Consider the following 25513-nt stretch of genomic DNA (forward strand, 5'->3'; position numbering starts at 1 on the left):
ATAGGTTTAAGGTGCTAAATAACAGGTCATTTGGTTTTAAAAAGCCGATGGCCTTTTATTAATTCCTTTTCAAAAAAAATGATTAAAGAATTTATTATATGAGTAAAAAATACAAATCAGGTATTTAAACTTATCACAAATAAAAGAATTTCAGTAATTTAACAAGATGAAAGCACTGGTTATAGACGATGAAGAACTTGCCCGAAAAAGGGTGTTGTCTCTACTGAGCAAGGTGCCAGAAATAGAGGTTAGTGGGGAATGTTCTAATGGTAAATCGGCTATTTCAGAAATAAACAAGCTGAACCCCGATCTTGTTTTTTTAGATATAAATATGAAAGACATGAATGGTTTTTAAGTGCTTCAGAAAATAAGTGGAACTTCAAAACCCATTGTCATATTCGTCACGGCCTATGACAATTATGCTTTAAAAGCATTCGATGTTGATGCGTTCGATTTTTTATTGAAACCCTTTAAAGATGAGCGTTTTTTCAGAACCATAGATAAGGTATTGAAAATTTCAAAAAGTGAAGCTAACTCCTATTTTGAAAAGCGGATTATAGAACTATTTAATCTGTACAAACTAAAATCTGAAAAAGGGAACAGCCAATTTAAATTGCCAGTTAAGCAAGGCAATAAAACGGTGCTTTTAAACCCTGAAAATATCTTCTATATAAAAGCATCGGGATGTTATTCTGAAATTTTTACAGAAGACAAAAAGTATGTGCTTCGGGATTCATTAACAAATCTTTGCGACCTTTTAGACAATGATTTATTTGTGCGAGTTCATAGATCAAGTATAGTAAACATTACCCATGTAAAGGAGATTGTACATTCAGACTTTTCTGAAATTGATGCACGAATGTCCAATGAAAAATTAGTACACATTAGCAAATCTCATAAAAAGGAATTTCTCAAAAAAATAGGCATATAATGAAAGCTTCCGTATTAAATAACAAATATATAGATTTAAGGCTGGTTCTTTTATTGGCAGGGTTTTATGCTCTTTTTGATTTGGTATTGATAGTAAAAACAGCCTATATGATGTCCTTCGAGATGGAAAAAATGGGTCCTTTTTCTTGGAAAGCTTTTTTGGTAGACAACCTGCTTTTTGATTTTGTCATTGTGGTTGGCTATATGACCTTGATAGCAATAAGCACTAAGCGATTTTTAAGGAAAAATTACTCTTGGGTTAAAATTATATCTACCCACATCCTGTTTTCGCTTCTAATAGGTCTGGTGATTAGGTTGTTGTTTGATTTCTACCTAATATTGGCAGGAAAGCTAAGTTTTGCCGAATATGATTTTGAAGGAAGCCTCTATAGGTTTATGTATGTAATAGATTTAAACTTTTTAATCTATTTTGCCATGGTCTTTATGATTTACACCTATTATTACGTGAAAGAGGTGAAAAAGGCAGAAAAAAAACAGACTAATTTAGAAGTTCAACTGGTAAACACTAGGATGAAGATGTTGTCTTCTCAACTTCAGCCACATTTTTTATTCAATACATTAAATTCTATTGCCGTGTTGACCGATATAGATGCCGGAAAGGCAAAAGATACCATAGCAGATCTTAGTGATTTTCTTCGTGAAATACTCTACGATAATGAGAACAACAAAATTCCGTTGGAAAAAGAACTACGTATTTTAGAATACTATCTAAACATTATAAAAGTTAGGTTTTCAGAACATTTAAGCATTACTATGGAAATAGACAATAAACTATTGTCAACAATGGTCCCTAGTTTATTGTTACAACCCATACTCGAAAACTCCATTAAGCATGGCTATAATTATGACCACACCGATTTAAAGGTTGATATTGAAATTAAGTCGCACAAAAATCAATTAATTATTAAAATTGAAAATGATGGCGCACCATTGATTAAAAAACATGCGCTGCTGTTAAACGATGGGGTGGGGCTTTCTAACATTAATGATAGGTTAAGCAATCTTTATGGAGATAATTATTTTTTTGAAATTAGAAACAAAGACAATGATAAAGGAGTTGAAACGGTTATTGAGATCCCGATGTAAATTTTATTCGCCTCAATTTTAATTAAAAAAGCCACAACTTTTACGTTATGGCTTTTTGTGTAGTAGCGGGAACTGGACTCGAACCAGTGACCTTCGGGTTATGAGCCCGACGAGCTACCTACTGCTCTATCCCGCGATGTGGACGGCAAAGATACAAAGGATTTTTAATTCAACAAGCAAATAAATGATAAAATTAACAGCTTTTCATAAAGTTTTCGTCCATAAGACAGTGTTTTGTATTTTTAGGTGATGACAAAAAAAATACGACTTTTTATAATCGTCTTACTTTCAGTGCTGATTATCTTTATTGGTGGTATCGTAGCGATAAATTATTTTTTTAAAAATAAAGTAGAAAACTTCTTAGCAACCAGATTGCCAGAAAATATTATTCAGTCTTACGACGATCTTAGGCTTGATATGTATGAAGGCACTCTTACCCTCATTAACCCTACAGTAGAGATTCAGAATAAAGAAGATAGTAAAATTCACACGCAAATTTCAGTAGAAAAACTAATTATTGACGATATAAGCTATTGGGATTATTTACTTAACGATAAAATTCATATAGATGAAATATCGATTAATAAGCCCAAGGTTGTTTATTATAAAAATAGATTAAAGAAAAGTCGGGATAGCTCACAATCTGGTTTTATAACGATGAATAGACCTGTTTTTCTAGATCGTTTAAAAATTGAAGATGCTACAATAAGCATTTTTGATGGTAAGAAAGATTCACTTATGCTTTTTACAAATCACTTTTCGCTTGAAGTTGATTCTATCACTACAAATGAAGAAATTATAAGGAAAAGACTACCAATTGCTTTTGGAGCTTATAAAGCGCAAACGGACTCTGTTTTTGTAAAAGTGAGCGATTACGAAAATGTAACTGTTAAAAACATGCAGTTAGAAAATAAGAACATAGCGATTTCAGATATTCATTTGTACACCAAGTATTCCCGAGCAAAACACGCGCGCATCATTCCAGTAGAGAAGGACCATTTTGATCTAAAAATAGATTTATTTTTAGTAAAGAAAATTGATTTTGGTTTTCAAAACAGAAGACTCTTTATTAGTGGCGATGCGGTAACATTAAAAAATCCATATTTGGATATTTTCAGAAATAAATTAGTGACCGATGATAAAACTACGAAGCCTTTGTACAGTAAAATGCTAAGAAATCTTGCTTTTGATTTAACCTTAGATTCCGTTAAAATAAATAATGCAGGGATAGTGTATACCGAAAAAGTAAAAAAGGACAATAAAGGAGGAGAAATTAACTTTAAGAGCCTAAACGCCACCATGAGCAATGTTAGTAATACCTATAAGGCTCCTAAAAAGACTGAAATAGATATAGATGCTATTTTTATGGAAAATACACCTTTTACAACTAATTGGAGTTTTGATGTAAACAATACAAACGATACGTTTCTTTTTAAAGCTAATGTAGGAACTTTACCCGCTAAAGACATTAACAGTTTTACAATACCAAATCTTAAAGTGCAATTAGAAGGTGAGGCCAACAAAACCTATTTTACTATTGACGGTAACAATACAACATCGCATGTAGATTTAAAGATAAATTACGACCAGTTTAAAGTCTCTATATTAAATAAAAAAGGGGACAAAAGGGATGGTTTTTTATCTGCCATTGCCAATATTTTTATTTCAAAGGACAGTGAAAAAAGTAATCAGGATTTCAGAAAAGGTTCTGGAGAAGTTACCCGAGATACAACAAAATCGTTCTTTAATTATTTATGGCTCAATGCTCAAAAAGGGTTGAAAAGCAGTTTAACGGGCGGTAAGAATTAATTAATGTTCGGCAATCCAAGTTATAGCATCCATACGTTCTTCTGAAGTAAAATTCCGAGTGTTGGAGTTTGCGAAAAGAGAAACAATATCGCCGCAGGAATGAATCCATTTTCGGTCGCTTACCACGGCTATTTTATTAAATTGATCAGCATATTTTATTTTGAATAGTACTTCTTTAAGAACGGCTGGAATGGAAAATGTTTCAATCCCTGTATCTTCAATATAAAGGTTGATTGCGTCAAATTGCTCTAATTTAGTTTTAATTTTTTCGATAAAAGTATCCACTGTTTCTGAATTAAAATTTCCCTCAATTAGAAAACCAACGGTAGTATCTGAAAAACTGAAATCTGATAGCATGTTAAATAGGTTAGACCTATTAAAGATAGCAAAAAATTATTGTTCAATACTTTCTGCTGAAAAGGAAATCAATTCGCCATTCTCAAACGTGGCTGAAAGCTCAATTGGGTTGCAACAAATCTCGCAATCCTCAATATAGGTAGTCGTTACTGAGGGGTCTAGAAGCATAGATATTTGCTCCCAACAATATGGACATTGAAAAAAATGCTCGTTCAACGGTGTTGCTTTAAATGATTATTTTAAGTCGTCTAACTGTAAAGTTACCGATTCCCAATCTTCCATTAAAGTATTCAACTTTTTCTTTTTAGCTTCATAACCATCAAAAAAGTTGGGTTTAGCAATAGTTTTATCATAATTCACAGCGAGTTCCACATCAATTTCCTTGATCTCTTTTTCCAGCTTGTTTATTTTGCTCTCTGTATTGCTCAATTTATTTTGAAGCGACTTTAGCTTTTTTTGCATTTCGTAATCCTCCTTACCAGAAGTAACTTTTTGCTTTTCTTTCTTTTCTGAAACCGTTCGTTTTTCAGCTTCACGTAAATTTTCAAGATTACGCTGTTCTAAGAAATAATCAATGTCACCTAAATACTCTTTAATTTTTTGATCTTTAAACTCGTAGATTCTATCGGTCATACCTTGGAGAAAATCCCGATCGTGTGAAACTAATAATAAAGTTCCTTCAAACCTCTTCAAGGCATCCTTTAGCACATTCTTTGACTTTATATCCAAGTGGTTGGTGGGTTCATCCATTACCAAGACGTTAAAAGGCTCTAATAACAGTTTTGCCAATGCCAATCGGTTACGTTCACCACCCGAAAGAACGCGTACATATTTATCAACTTCTTCACCTCTAAATAAAAATGCACCTAAAATATCGCGAACACGTGGGCGACTTTTCATATCGGCCGCATCAATCATGGTTTCCTCAACGGTTTTTGAACCATCTAAATATTCAGCTTGATTTTGAGCAAAATATCCTATTTGTACATTGTGTCCTAAGTTCATTTTTCCTTGGTGCTCTAAATCGCCGACGATTATTTTAGCCAACGTAGACTTACCTTGTCCGTTTTGACCAACAAAGGCAATCTTACTGTCACGATCCACTTTTAAGTCAATATTGCTCAGTACGTGGTTGTCACCATATGTTTTTGAAATATTTTCAGCCTCAATAACTACTTTTCCAGGTGTTACTGAAATAGGGAATGATAAGCTCATCACGCTGTTATCGTCTTCATCCACCTCTATGCGGTCTATTTTGTCCAACTTTTTAATAAGAGACTGTGCCATTGTGGCTTTACTAGCTTTGGCTCTAAACTTTTCAATAAGTTTTTCGGTGGTTTCTATTTGCTTTTGCTGGTTTTTCTGTGCTGCAAGTTGTTGTTCACGTAATTCGGCGCGTTGTACCAAGTATTTTGAATAGGGATAATTGTAATCGTATATTTTTCCTAAGGAAATTTCAATCGTTCTATTGGTTACGTGATCTAAAAACATTTTATCGTGCGAAACCACAACGACTGCTCCGGCATAACCGTTTAGAAACTCCTCTAACCAAAGAATAGATTCAATATCCAGGTGGTTGGTAGGCTCATCCAGAAGCAAAATATCATTGTTTTGAAGTAGCAGCTTTGCTAATTCAATTCGCATACGCCATCCGCCTGAAAACGTTTCGGTTAGCTTCCCAAAATCTTCCCGTTTAAATCCTAATCCTTGTAAAATCCGTTCAGTTTCACCTTGATAATTGTAACCACCGTGAATTTCATATTGGTGTTGTACATCATTCAAATCGATCATTAACTGGTTGTAGCTATCACTTTCATAATCGGTACGTTCAGCCAATTGCGTATTGATGTATTCCAGTTTTTTCTCCAGCGTCTTGATTTCAGCAAAAGCCTCGTACGATTCTTCAATTACTGTTCTACCTTTAGTAAAGTCGATATCCTGCTTTAAAAAGCCAATAGTAACCTCTTTATCGGTAGCAATTTGTCCTTCGTCATATTCTTGTTCATTAGAGATAATACGAAGCAACGTAGATTTACCTGCACCATTTTTACCAACAAGACCAACGCGGTCTCCAGGCGTAAGTTGAAAGGTTATTTTTTCGAAAAGGTATTCCCCTTGAAAAGAAACAGAAAGATTATGAATATTCAGCATTTATGTAACAATTGTAACGGTAAATTTTTGCAAAGATGCTTAAATTTGTATTGGAAAAAAAATAACTATGAAAGGCTCTAAATTATATAGCATATTTACAGGCACATGCCCTGTGTGTCAAACAGGCAATATGTATAAAACCAAAAATCCGTATATTTTTTCTGAGACATTAAATATGCATGACAATTGCCCACATTGTAAAACGAAGTTTAAAATTGAACCTTCTTTTTTCTATGGAGCGATGTATGTTAGTTATGCCGTTGGAGTAGCCTTTGCTGTTGCAGCTTTTATTATTTCGTACTTTTTTATAGGGTTAGGTCGCTTAAATACCTTTTTTGTTATTGCCGGGACATTATTTCTTTTCTTCCCAATAATTTTACGCTTATCGAGAAATATCTGGATTAACTTTTTCTTTAAGTACAATCCGGAGAAAACAAATTAATTTTTAAATCGGCCAATGTTTACTTCAGAAGGTAAATTGTTGTTATTTTCTGAAAAATCATACAACCATTGCGATAGGAGCGGAGCCATTAAAATTCCTCGCGTACCAAGACCATTGAAAAACAAGAGGTTTTCGTGCTCTAAGGTTCCTAAGAGCGGTTTTCGGTCTTTTACCGTAGGACGCACACCGGCTATTTGATCAATAATCTCATAATCGCATGATATCATCTTTTCTAATTTTGAAGTAATTGTTTTACGAGCCTCTTCCGTAGCATGTTTGCTGAAATCGTCCCGGCTATACGTAGCGCCTACTTTGTAGATGTCATCCCCTTGTGGAATAATAAACAGCGACCCTTTTAAAATTCCTTCCGATTGAAGTTTTGGTGCTTTTATTAATAGGTACTCTCCTTTATTCCCTACAAAATTATCCGTTGGAAAATACGGGTTTTTTACAGCTGAAGCACCTTCGGAGAACACAATTTTATTTGCTGAAATAGTTTTATAACTAACAGAATCGGTTTTTAGTTGAAGTTGTTCGTACTCGAAAGTTTCAGTAATTAATTGGTTAGTGTTCTGAAGGTAATTGCGATACGCTGAAATTAATTTGGAAGGATTGATTTTTCCACATTCCAATACTTTTCCGAATCCGTGCGGAGCTTTTATGGATTTGTTTTCGTTCTTTATGATTTCAGTAGAAAGAAAAGGGGAAAGGACTTTTTTATCACTGGCCACCATCCAGTCGTTTTGTTCTTCAATGTTGTTTAAAATTCGGTAAATAGGTGTGTTTTCCAGTAACTGAACCTGTAGTTTTTCTGAAACAGTTTTGTAAAAAGGGATAGCTTTCTCTAAAAAAATACTTCCGTTCCAAACGGCTGTAAATCGTTTTAAAACCACCGGATTAAAAACTCCGCCGGAAACTACCGTGGAATGATTGATTCCAGTATCATATACCATAAAGCTTTTGTTGTGTTTTTGTAATGTTTCACAAAAAGAGATACCAGCGATTCCTAAGCCTACGATGATGTAATCAACTTGTTTCATACTAAAATCTATAATGATGGTTATTTATTACTATAAAAATAAAATGCCACAAATTCATTTTGTGGCATTTTATAAATTCTTTTAAAAAAGAGTTTAAATTTCTGCCTTCTCAGTGGTTTGCGAGCGATCAATCTTTTTAACCAACCCTTGCAAAACATTACCAGGACCCACTTCAATAAAATGGTCTGCACCATCTTTAATCATGTTTTGAACACTTTGCGTCCATTTTACTGGTGCGGTCAATTGAAAAATGAGGTTTTTCTTAATCTCTTCAGGGTCAGTAACAGCAAACGTACTTACATTTTGGTACACCGGACAAGATGGTTTTGAAAAATGTGTGTTTTCAATAGCAGCTGCTAACTCTTCGCGAGCCGGTTCCATTAACGGACTGTGAAAAGCGCCACCAACCGGTAATAATAACGCGCGACGCGCTCCAGCTTCTTTTAAAGCTTCACAAGCGGCTTCAACGGCAGATGTTTCTCCAGAAATTACTAATTGCCCTGGACAATTATAGTTTGCGGCTACTACCACGCCTTCAATATCGGCACAGATTGTTTCTACTACATGATCTTCAAGGCCTAAAACAGCAGCCATTGTAGATGGTTTTAATTCACAAGCGTTTTGCATGGCTTGCGCTCTTCTAGAAACTAAAATAAGCGCATCTTCAAAAGCTAAAGCTCCGTTGGCTACTAATGCAGAAAACTCACCTAGTGAGTGTCCAGCGACCATATCAGGTTTAAAATTGTCGCCCATCACGGTTGCCAAAATAGTTGAATGTAAAAATATGGCAGGCTGGGTTACTTTGGTTTCTTTTAGTTCTTCAGCAGTACCTTCGAACATAATTTTGGTAATATCAAAACCTAAAAGTTCGTTGGCACGGTCAAATAACTGTTTTGCCTTATCTGAAGTTTCATATAAATCTTTTCCCATTTCTGGAAATTGAGCTCCCTGTCCGGGAAATACGTATGCTTTCATAGTTGGTTGTTTTATGCTGTAAAAGTAAAAATAAAAATCCCCGTTTCATAAACTGAAAGGGGATAGTGTAAGTTTATTATAAATCCATCTTACCAGATTTGCCAATGTCTTTGTCATCTCCGGTTACGGCCGCAGCCTGTAACTTAAAAAATGTCACTAATTTGTTGCTGTCGTTGTTCCAGTAAGCGGCTTCTTTAGGATGGAATTTAATAGCGGTTAAATTAGGATCCTCCGCACCGTCAAACCAAGCGTTGTCTTTTTTGTTGTATAACTCATCTAAAACAGCTTGATCGGTAACAATTTCAGCATCTCCGTATACACTCACAAACTTCATAGCATTGGGATCGCTGTACAATAACTGCGTTTTAGAATTTTTAAGCAAATCACTATTGTGGTCACTATTGTTTCCGCTTAAAAACCAAATGTTCCCTTCTTTGTCTACTTCTTTTGTATGCATAGGCACCACACTCAAAGGTTGCTTGTTTAATCGTGTGGCGAACATGGCGACTTTAATGTCTTCTACCATGTCTTTTAATCTTTTTTTTGCTTCGTCGTTGGTTAAATTTTCAGTGCTCATATCTTTTGTTTTTCTTTTCAAGGTACGAGTTTTGACTCCTTTAAAGCGTCAATTTTTTATTAAAGTATGTCCAATTATTTGTTAATACATTATCGATACTTTTTCGCAATGTTTTGTACACGAGATAAATAGCTGCTTCCAAAAAGATTAAGGTGAACCAACAAATAATATAATTGCCATAAGGAAACACGTTGTTTCCAATTATTTTTGAGCGGAAAGATGGAATGATAGTGACTAAAAACTTCTTCTGAAAACCCACCGAAAAGTTGCATCATGGCCAGGTCCATCTCACGAGATGCAAACGAAACAGCGGGATCGATTAAAGTAGGATTTCCATCCTCTGAAACCAAATAATTCCCACCCCATAAGTCACCATGAAGTAGAGACGGCGGTTCATTTGGTATTTCTGAAAAAATGTTTTTATAAAATACGTCCAACTTTGAAAAATCGAAACCTTGTTCTTTTGCCATTTTAAACTGTGGCTCTAACCGCTGATTAATATAAAAATCGGCTGCTGAAGTTTGTGTTCCGTTATACTGTGGAAGGCTGCCAATATAATTGTTGTGGTCTAGCCCGAAAGTAGGTTGGGTGGTTTTATGAAGTATTGCTAAGTTTTCAGCAAATTGCTGCCAAAAAATATGTGAAGCTGAACCCTCCAAAATATATTCTAACAACAAATATGAGGTGTTTTCAATAACTCCAAATTTGACTACCGAAGGAATTTTAAAACTGTTTGAACTTCTTAATAAATCTAAACCCTCTGCTTCTGCTTCAAACATTCCGGGAAATTTTGAAGCATCATTCGTTTTAACCACGTACTTTTTTGAAGCACATTTCAGTAAAAACACATCGTTGATATCACCTCCGGAAAGAGGTGTTGATTCAAGTAAATTCAGATTGTTTTCTTCGGCTATTTTGGTAAGAATATTCAAACTACTTTCGTTCGTAAGTTAAATATGAAAACGAATAGTTATGCTTTTCATCTTTTTCGTGTTTCACTTCAGAAATTAATTGCCATTTATTCATATCAATTTCAGGAAAATAGGTGTCTGCTTCAAACCTTCCGTGAACTCGGGTTAGTTCAATTTTATCGGCAGTGTCTATGGCTAATTTATAAATTTCACCACCCCCAATAACAAAAGGTTGTGGGTCATTGTGTGCCTTTAGCAAAGCTTCATCTAAGCTATGTACCACAACAGCACCTTCTTTTTTATAATCTTTATTTCGTGTAATGACTAAATGCGTTCTGTTGGGAAGCGGTTTTGGGAATGACTCAAAAGTTTTCCGCCCCATAATAATATGATGCCCTGTAGTCAATTTTTTAAACCGTTTAAAATCATCGGGCAGATGCCAAACAAGATCATTGTCTTTACCTAATTCGTTGTTTTCACCAGCTGCAGCTATTAGAGTAATCATTGTACGTCTGGCGGTAAGGGGTTGTTGTCCTTTTTTTCGGTCAATGGCTTCATGGGGTCTTGCACTTCCTTTTTTTTTGGTAATGGCAGCTCATCATCTACCTTTTTTTGTAGTTTATTAATGCGTTCTGCTTGCTTGGCTTTTAGTTTTTCGAGTTGACGGTCTTCCCATTCTTTACCCATAAACTTGCTCATAACAAACACATTAAATACGTGTATTAATAGTATAAAAGCCCAAATAAGTACCACCCAAACGGACCAGTTGGGGAAGAGAATATCGGCTCCTTTTTTAAGCACTAAGTCAACAACTAAAAGAAAAATAGAGCCTAATAAAAAGAAGATAAAATGCCGCATTAAATTCTTTTTCTGCTTAATGCGTTTGCGAGCATATTCATATTGTTCGCGTTGTTCCGAATCAATTCGTTCGGTTTTTTTAGATTTTGAAAACATAGTTGGTTACTTTTATGTCTAAAGTAAAAATACCTATTTTTAATTGTTTAATCCAACTAGATGAAAGATTTTAAAAAACACTTTCCGGCTTTACAAGGTCGCGTGTATTTAAACACACCCGCTTCTGGGCTGCTCTCAAAGCCTGTATATAATTGGCGCAAAGAACAAGAAGAAGGTTTTTTATTTAACGGGAATGATTATGGTGCTACTCTTGAAGCGCTTAAAAATGTACGTGAAACAATATCCAGTTTCTTCCATGCTTCGGAATCGAATGTTGCTTTGGTTCCTAACTTTTCATTTGGGTTAAATACCTTGCTGGAAGGATTACCTCAAAAACAAAAAGTATTGTTGTTGAAAGGCGATTATCCTTCTATTAATTGGCCAGTACAAATGCGTGATTTTGATGTCTGCTTTGCTGAAACAACTGGAAATATAGAGCAAAATATTGAAGCTGCCGTGACCAAACACCGCCCAACGGTCTTTGTTTTCAGTGTTGTACAGTGGCTTAGCGGAATAAAAATTGATTTCGATTTTTTAAAAGAATTAAAAGTCTATCACCCAGATTTATTATTAATAGCAGACGGAACACAATATCTAGGCACAGAAAAATTTAACTTTGAAGAAAGCCCTTTGGATGTTATTGGGACAAGTACCTATAAGTGGTTGCTTTCAGGCTATGGCAACGGTTTCTTTTTGTTTAAAGAATCTGTAAAGGAGAAAATATTCCCAAATACCATTGGTTTTAACTCTGCCGCTAATTTTGATAGTTCGCCAGAAGAAATCACATTTACTAAACATTTTGAACCTGGGCATTTGGGTCTTTTTAATTATGGTAGCTTACGAAAATCACTTCAGTTTATGGAAGAGTTAGGGGTTGATATTATTCAAAATAAAATAAAGGTCTTATCAGAAAAAGCCAAATTAGCTTTTATGGACTTGGGATTGTTAAATGATACTATTGTGAATAGAGAAAACCATTCTCCTATTTTTAATATAAAAGGGGATGCTGTTTTGTTCCAGAAACTAAAAAAGAATAATATAATTTGTTCCCAACGGGGTGGTGGTATTAGGGTAGGGTTCCATTTTTACAATTCAGAAGAAGATTTGGAAGCCCTTTTAGAGATTTTAAAGCATTAATTACTCAACTACTTCAACGCCTTTCCAGAAAGCAACATAGCCTTCTATAGACTTGGCAGCGTGAGAGGCTTCAGGATAAAACCAAGCAGCATCTGGATTTTTTTCGCCATTCACTTCAACCGTATAATAGGAAGCTTGTCCTTTCCACGGACAGTGGCTGTGTGATTCACTTTTTGTAAAATATTGTTCGTTTATAGTATTTGGCGGAAAGTAATGATTGTTTTCAATAACAATCGTGTCATCACTTTCAGCTACTATTGTGTTATTCCAGATGGCTTTCATAATGTGTTTTTTTTATTTCTTCTCGATCGGTTTCGGTACTATTTTAAGATAACCTACGGTTACTTAAAATCACTCAATCGCCTAACTAAGACAAAGGTGATTGAGTGATTCCGAAAGCGAAGCGTTTCGGGGTTGTATCGAAACCACCGATTTGAATCTTACTTTTTTCGGACTCCCCGCGTGGTAAAAGAAAGACCTTGTTGCCCGGCAGTCGATATCATTACGGCTTCAAATAAAGGTTCTAATTTGTTTTTTTTCGTTGCCCAGTCAAAAACAAAGTTGGCACCAGTACCACCACCTTTATCTTCTTCATCAACTACAATTTCTATAGTTTCCATAGGCTGTACATATACTGGATGATCTAAATATTGCATAATTCGAGTTCCATAAGTATCGTAATAATCGGCTTTATAAATGTAGATAGTATCTTTTAGACTGATATTTCGAATACTAACAGTTGTTGTAAGATTGAATGTAAAGCTCTTGTTTTGTTGGTAAATTTCAGAGTAAACAGGTAGATACGTACTTCCTTTAGTTAGAAGGCTGTCAGGCATATTCGTGTTTAATTTTCTGTTCTCCCAATCGTGAGTAAGATCAACCGTTGCCAATTGTTTTTTCATCGGGTCTTCACAAGCAGATAATGACAATAAAAAGAAAAGGATGCTTAGGTACTTCATAAACTGATTTTGTTGAAAATTACGCATTTTTTCGCTTAAATACATAATTTTTATAATACCCTTTGCTGTCAGTGAACGAGGTTTCAATTTCTAGTCCAGATTCATCGGCCAACCAATCTACCACTTTGTCGGTATATTTTTGCGATATTTCAGTATGTATGGTTTCCCAAGGATCAAATTGAATAGTGAGATCCAGCTCATTAACGGTTACTTCCATTTGTTTTGTAGCAACTAAAAAACTTTTAGCAGTTCCGCTTTCAGGGTCATAGGTTTCCCAATGCTTAAAGCTCTCTACATCAAAATTGGCATCCAGTTCTCGATTAACACGCACCAAAATATTTTTGTTGAAAGCGGCTGTAATTCCAGTTTCATCACTATAAGCATTTAGTATGGTTTCGGGTTTTTTCTTTTGGTCAAAACCCATAAAAAGCATATCATCTTCTTGCATGGTATCTTTCAATTTTGAAAGAAAATCAATGGCGCGTGGATGTAATAAATTACCAATATTAGACCCCAAAACGACAATTACTTTTTTGCGGCTGTTATATTCCTTCAAACGTTCTAATACTTCAAAATACTCTCCTATTTCAGGGTCAACTTCCACGTTTGGCAATTCTTCTTCTAGTTTTTCTGAAAGACTATCAATCGCATTTTGACTGATATCGATAGGTTTATAAACAAAGTTGAAGTTATTTTCTGAAAGGTGTTTTAGCAATATTTTTGTTTTTTTACCGTCGCCAGCCCCTAATTCAATGAGGTCGAAACCGTTTTCTTTTCCGCGGAAATATTCAGCAATAGGTTCTGTGTGGGTTTCTAAAATTTCAAACTCACAATCGGTTAAATAATATTCTGGCATTGCCATAATATCCTGAAAAAGCTTATCTCCAGCTTTATCATAGAAATATTTTGAAGAAAGGTATTTGGGGAACGTAGTTAGCCCTTCATACACTTCTTTTTTGAAAGAAGTGTCTAGTTTAGTTTGAGTTTTTGTTGTCATAGATGGATAGTCGGAATTATTTGGCTAACCTTAACCCGGTAAATTGCCAACGTAGATTAGTTTGAAAAAAATTGCGGTAGGTGGCGCGGGTATGTTTTGGCGAAGTTGCCACCGAGCCTCCTCGTAGCACTTTTTGATTGACCATAAATTTCCCGTTGTATTCACCAATGGCTCCTGGAGCTTTTGTGTAGCCAGGATAGGGGAGATAGGCACTTTCGGTCCACTCCCAACGGCTGCCCCAATTAAATTGATTTTGAGCGATTTCCCACTCAAATTCTGTAGGTAACCGGCAACCTTTCCATTGTGCAAAAGCAAACGCTTCATAATATGAAATATGTGCTACCGGAGCTTTTAAATTCAGTTTTTGAAGTCCATTTAGGGTGTATTGATGCCATTCCCCATCAATATCGTGCCAATACTGCGGTTGTGAAATGTCGTTTTGGTTTACCCAATCCCAAGCTTCGGCATGCCAAATGTTATGGTCTTTATAGCCGCCAGCTTCAATAAAGTCTAAATATTCAGCATTGGTGATAAGTTTGTTTGAAATTTCAAAGTCGTGTAAATACACTTTATGTCTACCTAATTCATTATCGTAACAAAATTCTTCGGAATTATTGTGGCCAATTTCATACACACCTTCTGGAACAGCAATCCATTCCTGTTTAAACTCCTGACCTGGGTTTTCAAGAAACGAATCGTTGTATTTCGGAAGCAACGGATTATTTCCGAGGATATATTTTATATCGGTCAACAACAGTTCTTGGTGTTGTTTTTCGTGATGGATACCAATAAGAAGGATGTCTTCAATTTCTGAAGTAATATCGTCAGAATTTAAAAATTCTTTCAGTTCGTTGGTAACATAATGGCGATAATCATACACTTTCGCTACGCCTGGTCTTGTTAGGTTTCCTCTGTTATTTCTCACAACACGTTTACCAACGGCTTCGTAATAGCTGTTGAATACAAAAGCAAAGTCTTTATCAAATAATTGATAATTGGGTTTATGTGGTTTCAGAATAAATTCTTCAAAAAACCAAGAGGTATGACCCATATGCCATTTGGGAGGGGAAACATCGACTATGGGTTGCACCACATAATCTTCAATTTCCAAGGGTTTACAAATAGATTCGGTATGTTCGCGGGTTTCCAGAAAAAAGGAAACGAGGTTTTTGGTTTTGATCATAATAATAAAGTGCCGGGTTTTGCCGACACTTTAAAGATACCAATTCTTTTTTGTGAAAGATGTTTAGGGTTTGTTAAAGGCTGTTTCTTTTTACTTCCCAGTTTTATACGTTATTGGGACCGTAAAGTTAATTGGACGTGGCTTACCGCCCATCATCCCCGGTTTGCTCATTTTGGGCATGGCCAGGATATTACGTTTGGCTTCTTTTTGAAGAGCAGCACTTCCGCCGGAAACATCTTTAATTTCAACCAAGCCTTCCTTATTAATTATGAATTTTACGACTACCCGGCCTTGATCGTTGTTTTTGTAGGCTTGTGGTGGATATTTAAAGTTTTTGGCAATGTGTTGCGCCAACATATTATTGAAACAAGCATCGCGTTTTGCAACGTTTCCTTTTTCACAACCAGGCCAAACTGGAGGTATTTCTTTAAGCGTTACTACATTTTTTTGTACATCGCCCCATTCTTCTTGGGCAAAAAGTGTTGTAGAGAAAATAATACAGAGTATAATTAGTGCATTTTTCATGTAAGTAGGTTTTTTAAATGGCTACCGCTCCTTTAATATGCGGATGCGGGTTATAATCTTCTAAAGTAAAGTCATCAAATTTGAAGCCAAAGATGTCTTTCACCTCTGGATTCAATTTCATTTTTGGTAAGGGTCTTGGTTCTCGAGATAATTGTAATTCAACCTGTTCCATATGATTGCTGTAAATATGCGCATCGCCAAAGGTGTGTACAAAATCTCCTACTTGGTAGCCGCAAACTTGTGCGACCATCATAGTTAATAGTGCATACGAAGCAATATTGAATGGAACACCCAAGAAAATATCAGCACTTCGTTGATACAGTTGGCATGATAATTTTCCGTCGGCTACATAAAACTGAAAAAATGCGTGACAAGGTGGAAGTGCTGCTTTCCCGTTTGCTACATTTTCAGAAAAAGGTTTGTTGGTGTTGGGCATAACACTAGGATTCCAAGCACTGACCAACATTCTACGACTATCTGGATTGTTTTTTAATGTTTCAATAATATCTGAAATTTGGTCGATTTCTTCATTGTTCCAGTTTCGCCATTGATGACCATAAACGGGACCAAGATCGCCCTTGTCGTCGGCCCATTCGTTCCAGATTCTAACGCCATTTTCCTGAAGGTACTGTATGTTGGTATCTCCATTTAGAAACCACAACAATTCATAGACAATTGACTTTAAATGCACTTTTTTGGTGGTAACCATCGGGAATCCTTTGCTGAGGTCAAATCGCATCTGGTGGCCAAATACACTTTTGGTTCCGGTTCCGGTTCTATCGTGTTTTTCTGTTCCGTTTTCTAAAACGTGCTTTATAAGGTCGTGATATTGCTCCATAGTCAAAAATATTTGTGGTTAAATGTAAAGAATACCACTTTTCTATTAAACTGAATCTATCGGGATTTATTATATAGTTATTAACGGAGTGTTTATTGTTGAGTTTTGGTTTCGGTAGTTTCGATAAATATTCTTTCTTCCGTCGGAACACTCAGCTACTTTTTTTAACTAGTTATCCAATAATCATCCCTGCGATTGTTGCTGAAATTAAAGAAGCGATGGTTCCGCCAATCAAAGCTTTCATCCCAAATCTAGATAACTGTTTGCGTTGTCCTGGCGCTAATGAGCCAATTCCTCCAATTTGTATTCCAATCGATGCAAAATTGGCAAAGCCACACAACATATAAGTGGCCATAATAATCGATTTTTCATATTTTAAATGAAGAACATTTGAAACATCTTTTAAGTCGGCCAATTGAATATAGCCAACAAATTCACTAGCGGCGAGTTTAATACCTAATAACTGCCCCATTAACATCATATCTTCACTTGAAACTCCAATAAGCCACATTAGTGGTGCGAATAAATACCCTAAAATAAACTCTAATGAGAGTTTCTGGTATGGAGTATAGGTTGCAATTATTTCATTTAAAGAAGTAAAATGCCAAGCTATGTTTAAGGATTCGATTGTAAAACCATCAAAACCAGCAATTCCACCTAAAATACCATTCACTAAAGCAATCATTGCTACAAATACTAATAGCATAGCTCCTACATTTACAGCTAAACGTAACCCTTCAGTAGTTCCGTTAGCAATAGAGTCTAATAGGTTGGATCCTATTTTTTCTGAAGAAACTTTCGCGTCTGTATCAACTATTTCGGTTTGAGGATATAATATTTTTGAAATTACAATGGCTCCAGGGGCTGCCATTACAGAAGCAGCTAATAGGTGTTTGGCAAATGTAAGTCGTAAAAGTGGGTCATCTCCTCCTAAGAAGCCAATATATGCAGCAAGAACGGCTCCTGCTACAGTTGCCATACCGCCAATCATAACAAGTAATATTTCAGACTTGTTCATTTTTTCTAAATAGGCCTTTACTAAAAGAGGCGCTTCTGTTTGTCCTAAAAAGATGTTTCCGGCAACACTTAAACTTTCTGCACCTGATATTTTTAAAACTTTAGATAAAAGCCAGGCCAATGCCCGAACTACCTTTTGGATAATACCTAGGTAAAATAAAACGGATGTTAATGCCGAGAAGAATATAATGGTAGGTAGTACCTGAAAAGCAAAGATAAACCCGAAGGTATCCATATCTACCACTAGGCCTTCAAACAAGAACTTACTCCCTGCTTGCGTGTATTCGAGGATGTTAATGAAAACGTTCCCAATGGCTTCGAAAATACTTTGTATAAACGAAACTTTTAATACTCCAATAGCAATTACAAGCTGAAAAGCTAAACCAATTCCTACTGTTTTCCAGTTAATTGCCCTGCGGTTAGAGCTAAATAAAAAAGCAATAAATATTAATGAAATCATACCTAAGATGCCACGCCATAAGCTATTAAAAGAGAAACCTTGTGCAGGGACTATCTTATCGGTATTTTTAGTGATTGTTGGTGTTTCACTTGTTGTAGCAGTAATTACTTCGTCGTTTCGTTTATTTTTAAAGTTGTAGACTGCTTTATTTTTTGAGAAAACGAGTGAGGAGTCTGTCAAAGTTTCAACTCGATAGCGTTGTATAATGTTTTTTGGTGTGTCGTAAAAAAATACCAGAAGATTATTCTGATAAATATAATCGCCTGAGGCTTTTATAGAATCTTTACTTTGTAGGCGGTATTCGAATCTACCGTTGTCTAAATTTAAATAATCTTGATAAGGGTCTAGGTTAACTAAAGAAGTGTTTTTTGGGTTTTCAACTTTATGAAAGAGCCATTTTTTTTCAATTGTTTGAGAAAAAACAGTTGAACAGAAAAAACTCAAAAAAGCAATCAATAAAAAATTCCGCATAGAGTTTATAGATTAATTACTTCTTAAAATGATTAGGATACATAATAATACGTTTGCTGAAAGTCTTATTAAAAGCTTATTCTCGTTTTGAAATTTCATCTCGAATACTAGCTGCTCTCTCGTAGTCTTCATTAGCAACAGCTTCATCTAGCATTTCATTTAATTTCTTTAAAGAAAACTTACTAAAGTTCTGTTTTGAAGGTGCAACTGATTCTTTATCTTCTCCACCAATTAACTCTTCTAAGACTGACTCTTCATCCTTTGAAATTTTATCTTTTTTCTTTTTAGGGGTTGTTTTTAAAAAGATTCCGGCCTTATCTAGAATAGCTTTATAGGTAAAAATAGGTGCATTAAACCGAAGTGCTAATGCAATAGCATCGCTTGTGCGAGCATCAACTATTTCTTCCAATCCGTCGCGTTCACATATAATGCTGGAGTAAAAAACACCATCGACCAACTTGTGAATAATCACTTGCTTGATTACGATTTCAAACCGGTCTGCGAAATTTTTAAAAAGGTCGTGGGTGAGTGGGCGAGGGGGTTTTATTTCTTTTTCCAACGCAATAGCAATAGATTGCGCTTCAAAGGCTCCAATAACGATTGGTAATTTTCGTTCCCCATCCATTTCGCTTAATATTAAAGCGTATGCGCCATTTTGCGTTTGGCTATAGGAAATTCCTTTTATGTTTAGTCTTACAAGACTCATTAAAGAGGTATGATTTCAATGTTAAAGGACTTTTAAAAGTCCCCATAAAAATAAAGCTGTTTAAAAAAGGAAGTTTCCTTAATTAAACAGCCTTTAATATCAGGCACAAAGTAACAAAAATTATGCTTTCCATGATTAGCTTCGATAAAATTTCTTTTATAGAAAAAGAAATCACGCTACTGCCAAATAATGGAAGGCTTATCCGTTTTGAGCCTTAAACTCTTTTAGTTTTTCATTCAGCTTAGGCACTACTTCAAAAGCATCGCCTACAATACCGTAATCTGCATTTTTAAAGAAAGGCGCTTCAGGATCGTTATTTATAACCACTTTAGTTTTTGAAGCGTTAATACCAGCTAAGTGCTGTATAGCTCCAGAAATACCTATTGCAATGTATAAATTTGCAGCAACTGGCTTACCTGTTTGCCCTACGTGTTCACTATGAGGTCTCCACCCCATATCGCTTACGGGTTTAGAACAAGCAGTCGCAGCTCCTAAAATATCGGCCATTTCTTCAATCATTTCCCAGTTTTCAGGACCTTTAAGACCACGACCACCAGAAACTACAATTTCAGCATCGGCTATAGTAACTTTATCTGTTGCCTTATCTACGGAAACCACATCTACTGAAAAATCTTCAGAAGAAAGTTCTGGTGCAAAATCTTCAGCAGTTCCTGCTGCTTCGTTTTCTTTTACTCCATATGCGTTTTTTGCTAATCCTATTACTTTTACATCCGTTTTAAACTCGGTAATCGAAAATGCTTTATTAGTGAAAACACTGTGTTTTACCTTAAAGGGCTCTGTACTTTCAGGTAGTTCGGTTACGTTAGATACGTATCCTGCATCTAAATTTACAGCTAATAATGGTGCCATATATTTGCTGTTCGCACTGCTAGAAACCACAACTACTTTAGCGCCTTCCTTTTTTGCTGCTTGTGCTACGGCATCTGCATAGGCCTCAGCATTAAATTTACTTAATTTGTCATTAGAAACATTCAATACTTTATCGGCACCATATTTTCCAAGTTCACTAGTATCACCTCCGTTTATAGCTACAGCGGTTACTGGCACGCCCATTTTGTCTGCTATTCCTTTAGCATAGGACACAGCTTCTTGAGCAATTTTTTTAAATGTTCCTTCTTCGGATTCTGTATATACTACTACTGACATATTTTATTTTTTTTGAATTCTGAAAAAATTCAGAATGTAATTTTAGTTTGCTTTAGATTTTAAATACTTCCGAAATACTCTTCGGAAACACAATGTCTTTAGATTACTTTAGCTTCGTTATGAAGTAAATCAACTAATTCATCAACGGTTTCAACCAATTTGATGTCACCTTTTGGAGCTGGTTTTTCAAATTGTGCCGTTTGTGTTTCAGCATTTGCATCTACAGCATCTTTTACTGTTAATGGTTTTTTACGAGCCTGCATGATACCACGCATATTTGGAATACGGAGATCACTCTCTTCTACAATCCCTTTTTGCCCACCAACTACCAATGGCAATTTTGCCTTTACGGTTTCTTTACCACCATCAATTTCACGGATGGCCGTTGCTGTGTCGCCTTCAATTTCAAGACCAATACAGGTATTAACAAAATTAGCACCGGTTAATTGTGCAATCATTCCGGGTACCATCCCACCATTATAATCAATAGATTCACGGCCTCCAAGTACAAGATCATACCCACCTTCTTTAACTACATTGGCCAATTGCTTAGCAACTGAAAAACCATCAGTAGCTTCAGTGTCAATACGAATGGCTTCGTCTGCACCTATAGCAAGAGCTTTTCTTAGCGTTGGTTCGGTTTCTGCACCGCCTACATTTATAACATGCACGCTAGCACCTTGTTTTTCTTTAAACCACATAGCGCGAGTAAGACCAAATTCATCATTAGGATTGATTACAAACTGTACCCCGTTTGTGTCAAATTTGGTGTCGTTATCGGTAAAATTAATTTTTGAAGTAGTGTCCGGTACGTGACTTATACACACTAAAATTTTCATATAATTTGTATCTTTTTGAGTATTATTTTTTTTAAGGTAATTCATTGCTAAATTTGCTTAGAATTACGTAGGCACGAAGATAAGTATATATTTCCAAAATATGCTATGCACGCATAATAAATTTCCGTTAAATGTTAATAAAAAATGCGTTCAACATTAAGAATATACTATTTTTGTCGTCTTGACAAATTTTTCAGAATAGAAAAGAAGTACTACAGATGAAAACACTACAATTCCGTGAAGCGATACAGGAAGCCATGAGCGAAGAAATGCGTCGCGATGATACTATATATTTAATGGGTGAAGAAGTGGCCGAATACAACGGCGCTTATAAAGCCAGTAAAGGAATGCTCGATGAATTTGGAGCAAAACGAATTATCGATACTCCAATTTCTGAACTTGGATTTTCCGGTGTTGGTATCGGTTCTGCTATGAATGGCAACCGACCTATTATTGAGTTTATGACGTTTAATTTCTCGTTAGTAGGAATTGATCAGATTATCAATAATGCGGCTAAAATGCGCCAAATGAGCGGTGGACAATTTAATATTCCTATTGTTTTTAGGGGCCCAACAGCTTCCGCAGGACAATTGGGTGCAACACACTCTCAAGCTTTTGAAAGTTGGTATGCAAACTGTCCGGGATTAAAAGTGGTAGTGCCAAGTAATCCTAAAGATGCTAAAGGACTATTGAAAAGTGCCATTCGGGATGACGATCCAGTAATTTTTATGGAGAGTGAACAAATGTACGGCGATAAAGGCGAAGTGCCGGAAGGGGAGTATCTAATCCCGTTAGGAGTAGCAGAAATAAAACGTAAAGGAACCGATGTAACATTAGTTTCTTTCGGAAAAATTATTAAAGCTGCTTATAAAGCTGCCGAAGATCTTGCTGAAGAAGGTATTGAATGCGAAATTATCGACATGCGCACGGTGCGGCCTTTGGATCACGATACTATTTTGGAGTCTGTTAAAAAAACAAATAGATTAGTTATTCTGGAAGAAGCATGGCCTTTTGGTAACGTAGCGACCGAAATAACTTATCAAGTACAAAGCCAAGCTTTTGATTATTTGGATGCGCCAATCGTTAAAATAAATACGGGTGATACGCCAACGCCATACTCACCAGAGTTGCTAAAAGAATGGTTGCCTGGTCCTGAAGATGTGGTAAAAGCAGTTAAAAAAGTTATGTATAAATAAAAAACACAAAGTGTGCATCACTTTTGGTGTATACTTAATTTATAAAACCTTCATTACTTTTTTGTAATGCAAGGTTTTTTTATCTACTAAGCGTAGCACATTTAAGCCTATATGAAGCAGTTACTTTTTCTAAGTTTTTTATTATTCACTTCCATTTTGGTGGCTCAAACCAAGGTAAGTGGACATATTAAGGATGCTTCTGGGGAGTCGTTGCCTTTTGTGAATGTTATTTTTAAGGATTCAAATGAAGGGACGATTTCCAACGAAGAGGGTCGCTTTTATCTAGAAAGCGATACTCGTTATGATGCGGTCGTGTTTTCATTTATAGGGTTTAAAACCAAAGAAGTTCCTTTAGGAGCCAAAAACACTTATAAAATGGAGGTGGTTTTAGAAGAAGAAGCCTCTGCTCTAGACGAAGTAGTTCTTATAAGTGGTAAACAGCCTAAAGAAAACAATCCGGCGATAGACATTCTTCGAAAAATATGGGAAAACCGTCGTGAAAACGGGGTTAAAAAGTTTAAGCAGTACAGCTACGATAAATATGAAAAGCTAGAGTTTGATTTAAATACCATCGATAGTACACTCATAAAAAGCCGAATTTTTAAAGGAATGGAATTTATCTGGGACCAGATAGATACTTCAAACGTTACTGGAAATTCTTATCTCCCAATTTTCATAAATGAAGCTTATTCAAAAGTTTATGGGGATAACGTTTTAAATGAAGAAAAAGAAGTGTTGAAAGGAAACAAAAATTCCGGTTTTCAAAACAACCAAACCCTTATTGCTTTTGTAAAAGACCTTTACAAAGAATACAACGTGTATGATAATTATCTGAAATTTTTCGATAAGGCCTTTACCAGTCCGCTATCCCGAACAGGTATCGATGTTTATAATTATAAACTGTTAGACAGCGCGTATCGCGATAACAAATGGTGCTACAATATTGTGTATTACCCACGCAGACAAAACGAACTTACTTTTAAAGGTGATTTTTGGGTGAACGATAGTACGTGGGCCATAAAAGAAATAAACCTGCAGGCTTCTAAAAGTGCCAATATCAATTGGGTGCGTGAGATATATATTGAACAGGAATTTGACGTATTAAACGATAGTACTTTCTTGATAACGCGTGATCATTTTTTAAGCGATTTCAGTCTTCGGAAAAAAGAAGAAGCACAAGGTGTTTACGGGAGAAGAACAACTTTGTACGATGATTATGAGTTCGATATAAAAAAGGATAAAAGCTTTTACGGCGAACAGACCGACCCTTATAACGAAGAAATTTACAACCGTTCCGATAGCTTTTGGGATCAAAACCGAATGGAGACCTTAAATAAGGATGAAAAGGGGGTTTATAAAATGCTCGACACGCTAAAAACAGTTCCTCGTTTTAAAGCACTCTATAATATTGGTTCTACGTTGGCAAGTGGATATTATCAAGTGGATAATTATGATATTGGTCCCGTATTTTCCATTTTTGGTTTTAATGAAGCAGAAGGACTCCGCATTCGTTTGGGTGGCCGAACCTATTTCAGTCAAAATGATCCTTGGCGAATTGAAACCTTTGGAGCTTATGGCTTTAAAGATGAGCGATTTAAGTTTGGGGTTTCAGGAAAACTATTGTTAGACAGGAAATCACGGTTAACCGTTTTCAGTGGTTACCGAAAAGATGTAGAGCAAACAGGAGCAACATTAACCACTAGTAACGATGTATTAGGGCGTAGTTTAGCGTCTTCTTCCTTAATTTCAGTAGGAGCTAACGACAGGTTAACCCGTATAAAATTAGCAACAGCCGGATTTTCAGTAGAACCCGCTAAGAATTTTATGGTTAGAGTAACAGGATCGCATCGAAAATTGCGGTCTGCTACCGAAACATTTAGCCTCGATTATTTTGCTGAAGATGGAAGTGTAAAAAGCACTATTTCGCAACCTGAAATTGAATTAGGGCTCTTTTATACTCCTAAAAGAAAGACGTCTGGTTACGGTGTAGAACGAACCATTATTAACGACGGTGAGTATCCGAGTTTCTATTTAGGGTATACTTATGGTCTGAAAAACGTATTAGATGGCGATTTTGAATATAAAAAATTACAAGCATTATATACTCAACCGTGGGTTATTGGAGGTATAGGTCGTCTGACTTCTACCATTGAGGCAGGGAAAATTTTTGATCCAGTTCCGCTGGGCTTGTTGAGCCCTGTGCCTGGTAACCAAACCTACTTTAGTTTGTATAATGCGTTTACCAATTTAGATTATTACGAATTTGTTACCGATACCTATACATCCCTGCATTTGCAGCATAATTTTGGCGGTCGAATTTTTGGGCGTATTCCTGGCCTTCGTGATTTAGATCTTCGAGAAATTATTGGTTTTAGAGCTGTTTATGGCGAAATATCTGATGATAATATAGCACTAAATGCTTCAAATATTGTGTATCGCGCCCCAGAAGATATTTACTGGGAGTGGAGTGTAGGTGTTGGGAATATTTTCAGAATATTTAGAATTGACTTTAACTTTCGTGGAAATTACTTAGGGAATCCTGATGCTCGTTCGTTTGGAGTTACCGGTATTTTTGGCTTTTCTTTTTAAAGGATGAATTGATGAGATGCTTTATTTTCATTTCGACTGTAAGGAGGAATCACATCTCACATTCACGCCTTACTTTTCAGTTTGATAATAAAAATCACATGAAATTTTCCTCGTAATATTTCAGAAATAAAAAACTGCCACCTTACAAGATGACAGTTTTGTATACTTTAAATTAT

27 protein-coding genes and 1 tRNA gene are annotated in these 25513 nt (G+C 35.8%); 8 read left to right on the top strand and 20 right to left on the bottom strand.

Annotated elements, in window-relative coordinates:
- The first annotated feature begins 166 nt into the window (after window positions 1-166).
- From DZ858_RS15295 to DZ858_RS06460, 3 genes are read left to right on the top strand one after another with little or no spacing between them, the layout of a single operon-like run.
- Entirely contained in the window at window positions 167-355 is a 189-nt protein-coding gene (locus DZ858_RS15295; protein ID WP_239990729.1) for a LytR/AlgR family response regulator transcription factor, read from the top strand.
- Window positions 356-931, top strand: coding sequence for a LytR/AlgR family response regulator transcription factor (locus DZ858_RS06455; protein WP_239990730.1), 576 nt, complete (start codon window positions 356-358; stop codon window positions 929-931). It begins immediately after the preceding gene.
- A complete protein-coding gene (locus DZ858_RS06460; protein WP_117158754.1) occupies window positions 931-2037 on the top strand; it encodes a sensor histidine kinase in 1107 nt (368 codons plus the stop codon). Before DZ858_RS06455 ends, DZ858_RS06460 begins: the two co-directional genes overlap by 1 nt.
- Window positions 2038-2100: 63 nt before the next feature.
- Here the strand turns inward: DZ858_RS06460 and DZ858_RS06465 are convergent.
- Window positions 2101-2173, bottom strand: a tRNA-Met gene (locus DZ858_RS06465).
- Window positions 2174-2286: 113 nt separating this feature from the next.
- Between DZ858_RS06465 and DZ858_RS06470 the strand changes: the two genes are divergently transcribed.
- Window positions 2287-3846, top strand: a complete 1560-nt coding sequence (locus DZ858_RS06470; RefSeq protein ID WP_117158755.1) for an AsmA family protein — start codon at window positions 2287-2289, stop codon at window positions 3844-3846.
- Here DZ858_RS06470 and DZ858_RS06475 read toward each other — a convergent pair whose 3' ends face one another.
- Genes DZ858_RS06475 through DZ858_RS06485 form a run of 3 tightly spaced genes read right to left on the bottom strand, consistent with a single transcriptional unit; the run spans window position 3847 to window position 6354 of the window.
- Window positions 3847-4203, bottom strand: coding sequence for a SpoIIAA family protein (locus tag DZ858_RS06475; RefSeq protein WP_117158756.1), 357 nt, complete (start codon window positions 4201-4203; stop codon window positions 3847-3849).
- Between the two features lie 36 nt (window positions 4204-4239).
- Complete coding sequence (locus DZ858_RS06480; RefSeq protein WP_117158757.1) at window positions 4240-4419, bottom strand: CPXCG motif-containing cysteine-rich protein; 180 nt, start codon at window positions 4417-4419, stop codon at window positions 4240-4242.
- An 18-nt stretch (window positions 4420-4437) separates the two neighbouring features.
- Window positions 4438-6354, bottom strand: coding sequence for an ABC-F family ATP-binding cassette domain-containing protein (locus tag DZ858_RS06485; protein ID WP_117158758.1), 1917 nt, complete (start codon window positions 6352-6354; stop codon window positions 4438-4440).
- 130 nt (window positions 6355-6484) lie between these two features.
- Here DZ858_RS06485 and DZ858_RS06490 point away from each other — a divergent pair, with 130 nt between their 5' ends.
- Window positions 6485-6796, top strand: coding sequence for a DUF983 domain-containing protein (locus DZ858_RS06490; protein ID WP_317124717.1), 312 nt, complete (start codon window positions 6485-6487; stop codon window positions 6794-6796).
- On the opposite strand, the gene DZ858_RS06495 is transcribed toward DZ858_RS06490, so the two are convergent.
- The 6 genes from DZ858_RS06495 to DZ858_RS06520 form a co-directional block, all read right to left on the bottom strand.
- Entirely contained in the window at window positions 6793-7836 is a 1044-nt protein-coding gene (locus tag DZ858_RS06495; RefSeq protein ID WP_117158760.1) for an NAD(P)/FAD-dependent oxidoreductase, read from the bottom strand. The two genes, DZ858_RS06490 and DZ858_RS06495, sit on opposite strands and share 4 nt — an antisense overlap.
- A 93-nt stretch (window positions 7837-7929) precedes the next feature.
- On the bottom strand, window positions 7930-8811 hold the full coding sequence (gene fabD, locus DZ858_RS06500; RefSeq protein ID WP_117158761.1) for an ACP S-malonyltransferase: 882 nt from the start codon (window positions 8809-8811) through the stop codon (window positions 7930-7932).
- A gap of 76 nt (window positions 8812-8887) precedes the next feature.
- On the bottom strand, window positions 8888-9388 hold the full coding sequence (locus DZ858_RS06505; protein ID WP_117159541.1) for a pyridoxamine 5'-phosphate oxidase family protein: 501 nt from the start codon (window positions 9386-9388) through the stop codon (window positions 8888-8890).
- A gap of 89 nt (window positions 9389-9477) precedes the next feature.
- On the bottom strand, window positions 9478-10320 hold the full coding sequence (locus tag DZ858_RS06510) for a fructosamine kinase family protein (protein ID WP_117158762.1): 843 nt from the start codon (window positions 10318-10320) through the stop codon (window positions 9478-9480).
- A gap of 1 nt (window position 10321) precedes the next feature.
- Window positions 10322-10804 (bottom strand): dihydrofolate reductase, encoded by a 483-nt coding sequence (locus DZ858_RS06515; RefSeq protein ID WP_117158763.1) that lies wholly within the window; start codon window positions 10802-10804, stop codon window positions 10322-10324.
- The gene (locus tag DZ858_RS06520) at window positions 10801-11253 is read right to left on the bottom strand and encodes a 2TM domain-containing protein (RefSeq protein ID WP_117158764.1); all 453 of its coding nucleotides are present in this window, start codon (window positions 11251-11253) and stop codon (window positions 10801-10803) included. Before DZ858_RS06520 ends, DZ858_RS06515 begins: the two co-directional genes overlap by 4 nt.
- 60 nt (window positions 11254-11313) lie before the next feature.
- Here DZ858_RS06520 and DZ858_RS06525 point away from each other — a divergent pair, with 60 nt between their 5' ends.
- Window positions 11314-12390 (top strand): aminotransferase class V-fold PLP-dependent enzyme, encoded by a 1077-nt coding sequence (locus DZ858_RS06525; protein WP_117158765.1) that lies wholly within the window; start codon window positions 11314-11316, stop codon window positions 12388-12390.
- Here the strand turns inward: DZ858_RS06525 and DZ858_RS06530 are convergent, their stop codons facing one another.
- From DZ858_RS06530 to DZ858_RS06575, 10 genes are all read right to left on the bottom strand, one after another.
- On the bottom strand, window positions 12391-12672 hold the full coding sequence (locus DZ858_RS06530; RefSeq protein WP_193550705.1) for a DUF427 domain-containing protein: 282 nt from the start codon (window positions 12670-12672) through the stop codon (window positions 12391-12393).
- Between the two features lie 158 nt (window positions 12673-12830).
- A complete protein-coding gene (locus tag DZ858_RS06535) occupies window positions 12831-13349 on the bottom strand; it encodes a DUF3124 domain-containing protein (protein WP_117159542.1) in 519 nt (172 codons plus the stop codon).
- Window positions 13350-13368: 19 nt separating this feature from the next.
- Window positions 13369-14346 carry an L-histidine N(alpha)-methyltransferase gene (locus tag DZ858_RS06540; protein WP_117158767.1) on the bottom strand — a complete coding sequence of 326 codons (978 nt, stop codon included), beginning with the start codon at window positions 14344-14346 and terminating at the stop codon, window positions 13369-13371.
- Between the two features lie 16 nt (window positions 14347-14362).
- Window positions 14363-15529: an ergothioneine biosynthesis protein EgtB gene (gene egtB / locus DZ858_RS06545; RefSeq protein ID WP_117158768.1), complete on the bottom strand. Its 1167-nt coding sequence runs from the start codon at window positions 15527-15529 to the stop codon at window positions 14363-14365.
- 90 nt (window positions 15530-15619) lie between these two features.
- Window positions 15620-16054, bottom strand: coding sequence for an energy transducer TonB (locus DZ858_RS06550; RefSeq protein WP_117158769.1), 435 nt, complete (start codon window positions 16052-16054; stop codon window positions 15620-15622).
- 13 nt (window positions 16055-16067) lie between these two features.
- Entirely contained in the window at window positions 16068-16892 is an 825-nt protein-coding gene (locus DZ858_RS06555) for a thymidylate synthase (RefSeq protein ID WP_117158770.1), read from the bottom strand.
- Window positions 16893-17064: 172 nt separating this feature from the next.
- Window positions 17065-18840: a NupC/NupG family nucleoside CNT transporter gene (locus DZ858_RS06560; protein ID WP_117158771.1), complete on the bottom strand. Its 1776-nt coding sequence runs from the start codon at window positions 18838-18840 to the stop codon at window positions 17065-17067.
- Window positions 18841-18916: 76 nt separating this feature from the next.
- Window positions 18917-19546: a bifunctional nuclease family protein gene (locus DZ858_RS06565; protein ID WP_117158772.1), complete on the bottom strand. Its 630-nt coding sequence runs from the start codon at window positions 19544-19546 to the stop codon at window positions 18917-18919.
- A gap of 198 nt (window positions 19547-19744) precedes the next feature.
- Window positions 19745-20713, bottom strand: coding sequence for an electron transfer flavoprotein subunit alpha/FixB family protein (locus DZ858_RS06570; RefSeq protein ID WP_117158773.1), 969 nt, complete (start codon window positions 20711-20713; stop codon window positions 19745-19747).
- A 98-nt stretch (window positions 20714-20811) separates the two neighbouring features.
- Window positions 20812-21552, bottom strand: a complete 741-nt coding sequence (locus tag DZ858_RS06575; protein WP_117159543.1) for an electron transfer flavoprotein subunit beta/FixA family protein — start codon at window positions 21550-21552, stop codon at window positions 20812-20814.
- Window positions 21553-21740: 188 nt separating this feature from the next.
- Between DZ858_RS06575 and DZ858_RS06580 the strand changes: the two genes are divergently transcribed.
- Window positions 21741-22748 (top strand): pyruvate dehydrogenase complex E1 component subunit beta, encoded by a 1008-nt coding sequence (locus DZ858_RS06580; protein ID WP_262511342.1) that lies wholly within the window; start codon window positions 21741-21743, stop codon window positions 22746-22748.
- 111 nt (window positions 22749-22859) lie between these two features.
- On the top strand, window positions 22860-25337 hold the full coding sequence (locus DZ858_RS06585) for a DUF5686 family protein (RefSeq protein ID WP_117158775.1): 2478 nt from the start codon (window positions 22860-22862) through the stop codon (window positions 25335-25337).
- The last annotated feature ends 176 nt before the right edge of the window (window positions 25338-25513 follow it).

The sequence above is a fragment of the Marixanthomonas ophiurae genome (assembly GCF_003413745.1).
GTDB lineage: Bacteria > Bacteroidota > Bacteroidia > Flavobacteriales > Flavobacteriaceae > Marixanthomonas > Marixanthomonas ophiurae.

Excerpts from the sequence above, each read along its gene's own strand:
- egtB (WP_117158768.1), bottom strand. The coding sequence starts at position 15,529 with ATGATCAAAACCAAAAACCTCGTTTCCTTTTTTCTGGAAACCCGCGAA.
- DZ858_RS15295 (WP_239990729.1), top strand. The coding sequence starts at position 167 with ATGAAAGCACTGGTTATAGACGATGAAGAACTTGCCCGAAAAAGGGTG.
- DZ858_RS06470 (WP_117158755.1), top strand. The coding sequence starts at position 2,287 with ATGACAAAAAAAATACGACTTTTTATAATCGTCTTACTTTCAGTGCTG.
- DZ858_RS06535 (WP_117159542.1), bottom strand. The coding sequence starts at position 13,349 with ATGAAGTACCTAAGCATCCTTTTCTTTTTATTGTCATTATCTGCTTGT.
- DZ858_RS06505 (WP_117159541.1), bottom strand. The coding sequence starts at position 9,388 with ATGAGCACTGAAAATTTAACCAACGACGAAGCAAAAAAAAGATTAAAA.
- DZ858_RS06525 (WP_117158765.1), top strand. The coding sequence starts at position 11,314 with ATGAAAGATTTTAAAAAACACTTTCCGGCTTTACAAGGTCGCGTGTAT.
- DZ858_RS06565 (WP_117158772.1), bottom strand. The coding sequence starts at position 19,546 with ATGAGTCTTGTAAGACTAAACATAAAAGGAATTTCCTATAGCCAAACG.
- DZ858_RS06540 (WP_117158767.1), bottom strand. The coding sequence starts at position 14,346 with ATGACAACAAAAACTCAAACTAAACTAGACACTTCTTTCAAAAAAGAA.
- DZ858_RS06550 (WP_117158769.1), bottom strand. The coding sequence starts at position 16,054 with ATGAAAAATGCACTAATTATACTCTGTATTATTTTCTCTACAACACTT.
- DZ858_RS06560 (WP_117158771.1), bottom strand. The coding sequence starts at position 18,840 with ATGCGGAATTTTTTATTGATTGCTTTTTTGAGTTTTTTCTGTTCAACT.
- DZ858_RS06460 (WP_117158754.1), top strand. The coding sequence starts at position 931 with ATGAAAGCTTCCGTATTAAATAACAAATATATAGATTTAAGGCTGGTT.
- fabD (WP_117158761.1), bottom strand. The coding sequence starts at position 8,811 with ATGAAAGCATACGTATTTCCCGGACAGGGAGCTCAATTTCCAGAAATG.
- DZ858_RS06475 (WP_117158756.1), bottom strand. The coding sequence starts at position 4,203 with ATGCTATCAGATTTCAGTTTTTCAGATACTACCGTTGGTTTTCTAATT.
- DZ858_RS06585 (WP_117158775.1), top strand. The coding sequence starts at position 22,860 with ATGAAGCAGTTACTTTTTCTAAGTTTTTTATTATTCACTTCCATTTTG.
- DZ858_RS06530 (WP_193550705.1), bottom strand. The coding sequence starts at position 12,672 with ATGAAAGCCATCTGGAATAACACAATAGTAGCTGAAAGTGATGACACG.
- DZ858_RS06575 (WP_117159543.1), bottom strand. The coding sequence starts at position 21,552 with ATGAAAATTTTAGTGTGTATAAGTCACGTACCGGACACTACTTCAAAA.
- DZ858_RS06520 (WP_117158764.1), bottom strand. The coding sequence starts at position 11,253 with ATGTTTTCAAAATCTAAAAAAACCGAACGAATTGATTCGGAACAACGC.
- DZ858_RS06495 (WP_117158760.1), bottom strand. The coding sequence starts at position 7,836 with ATGAAACAAGTTGATTACATCATCGTAGGCTTAGGAATCGCTGGTATC.
- DZ858_RS06555 (WP_117158770.1), bottom strand. The coding sequence starts at position 16,892 with ATGGAGCAATATCACGACCTTATAAAGCACGTTTTAGAAAACGGAACA.
- DZ858_RS06570 (WP_117158773.1), bottom strand. The coding sequence starts at position 20,713 with ATGTCAGTAGTAGTATATACAGAATCCGAAGAAGGAACATTTAAAAAA.
- DZ858_RS06515 (WP_117158763.1), bottom strand. The coding sequence starts at position 10,804 with ATGATTACTCTAATAGCTGCAGCTGGTGAAAACAACGAATTAGGTAAA.
- DZ858_RS06485 (WP_117158758.1), bottom strand. The coding sequence starts at position 6,354 with ATGCTGAATATTCATAATCTTTCTGTTTCTTTTCAAGGGGAATACCTT.
- DZ858_RS06490 (WP_317124717.1), top strand. The coding sequence starts at position 6,485 with ATGTATAAAACCAAAAATCCGTATATTTTTTCTGAGACATTAAATATG.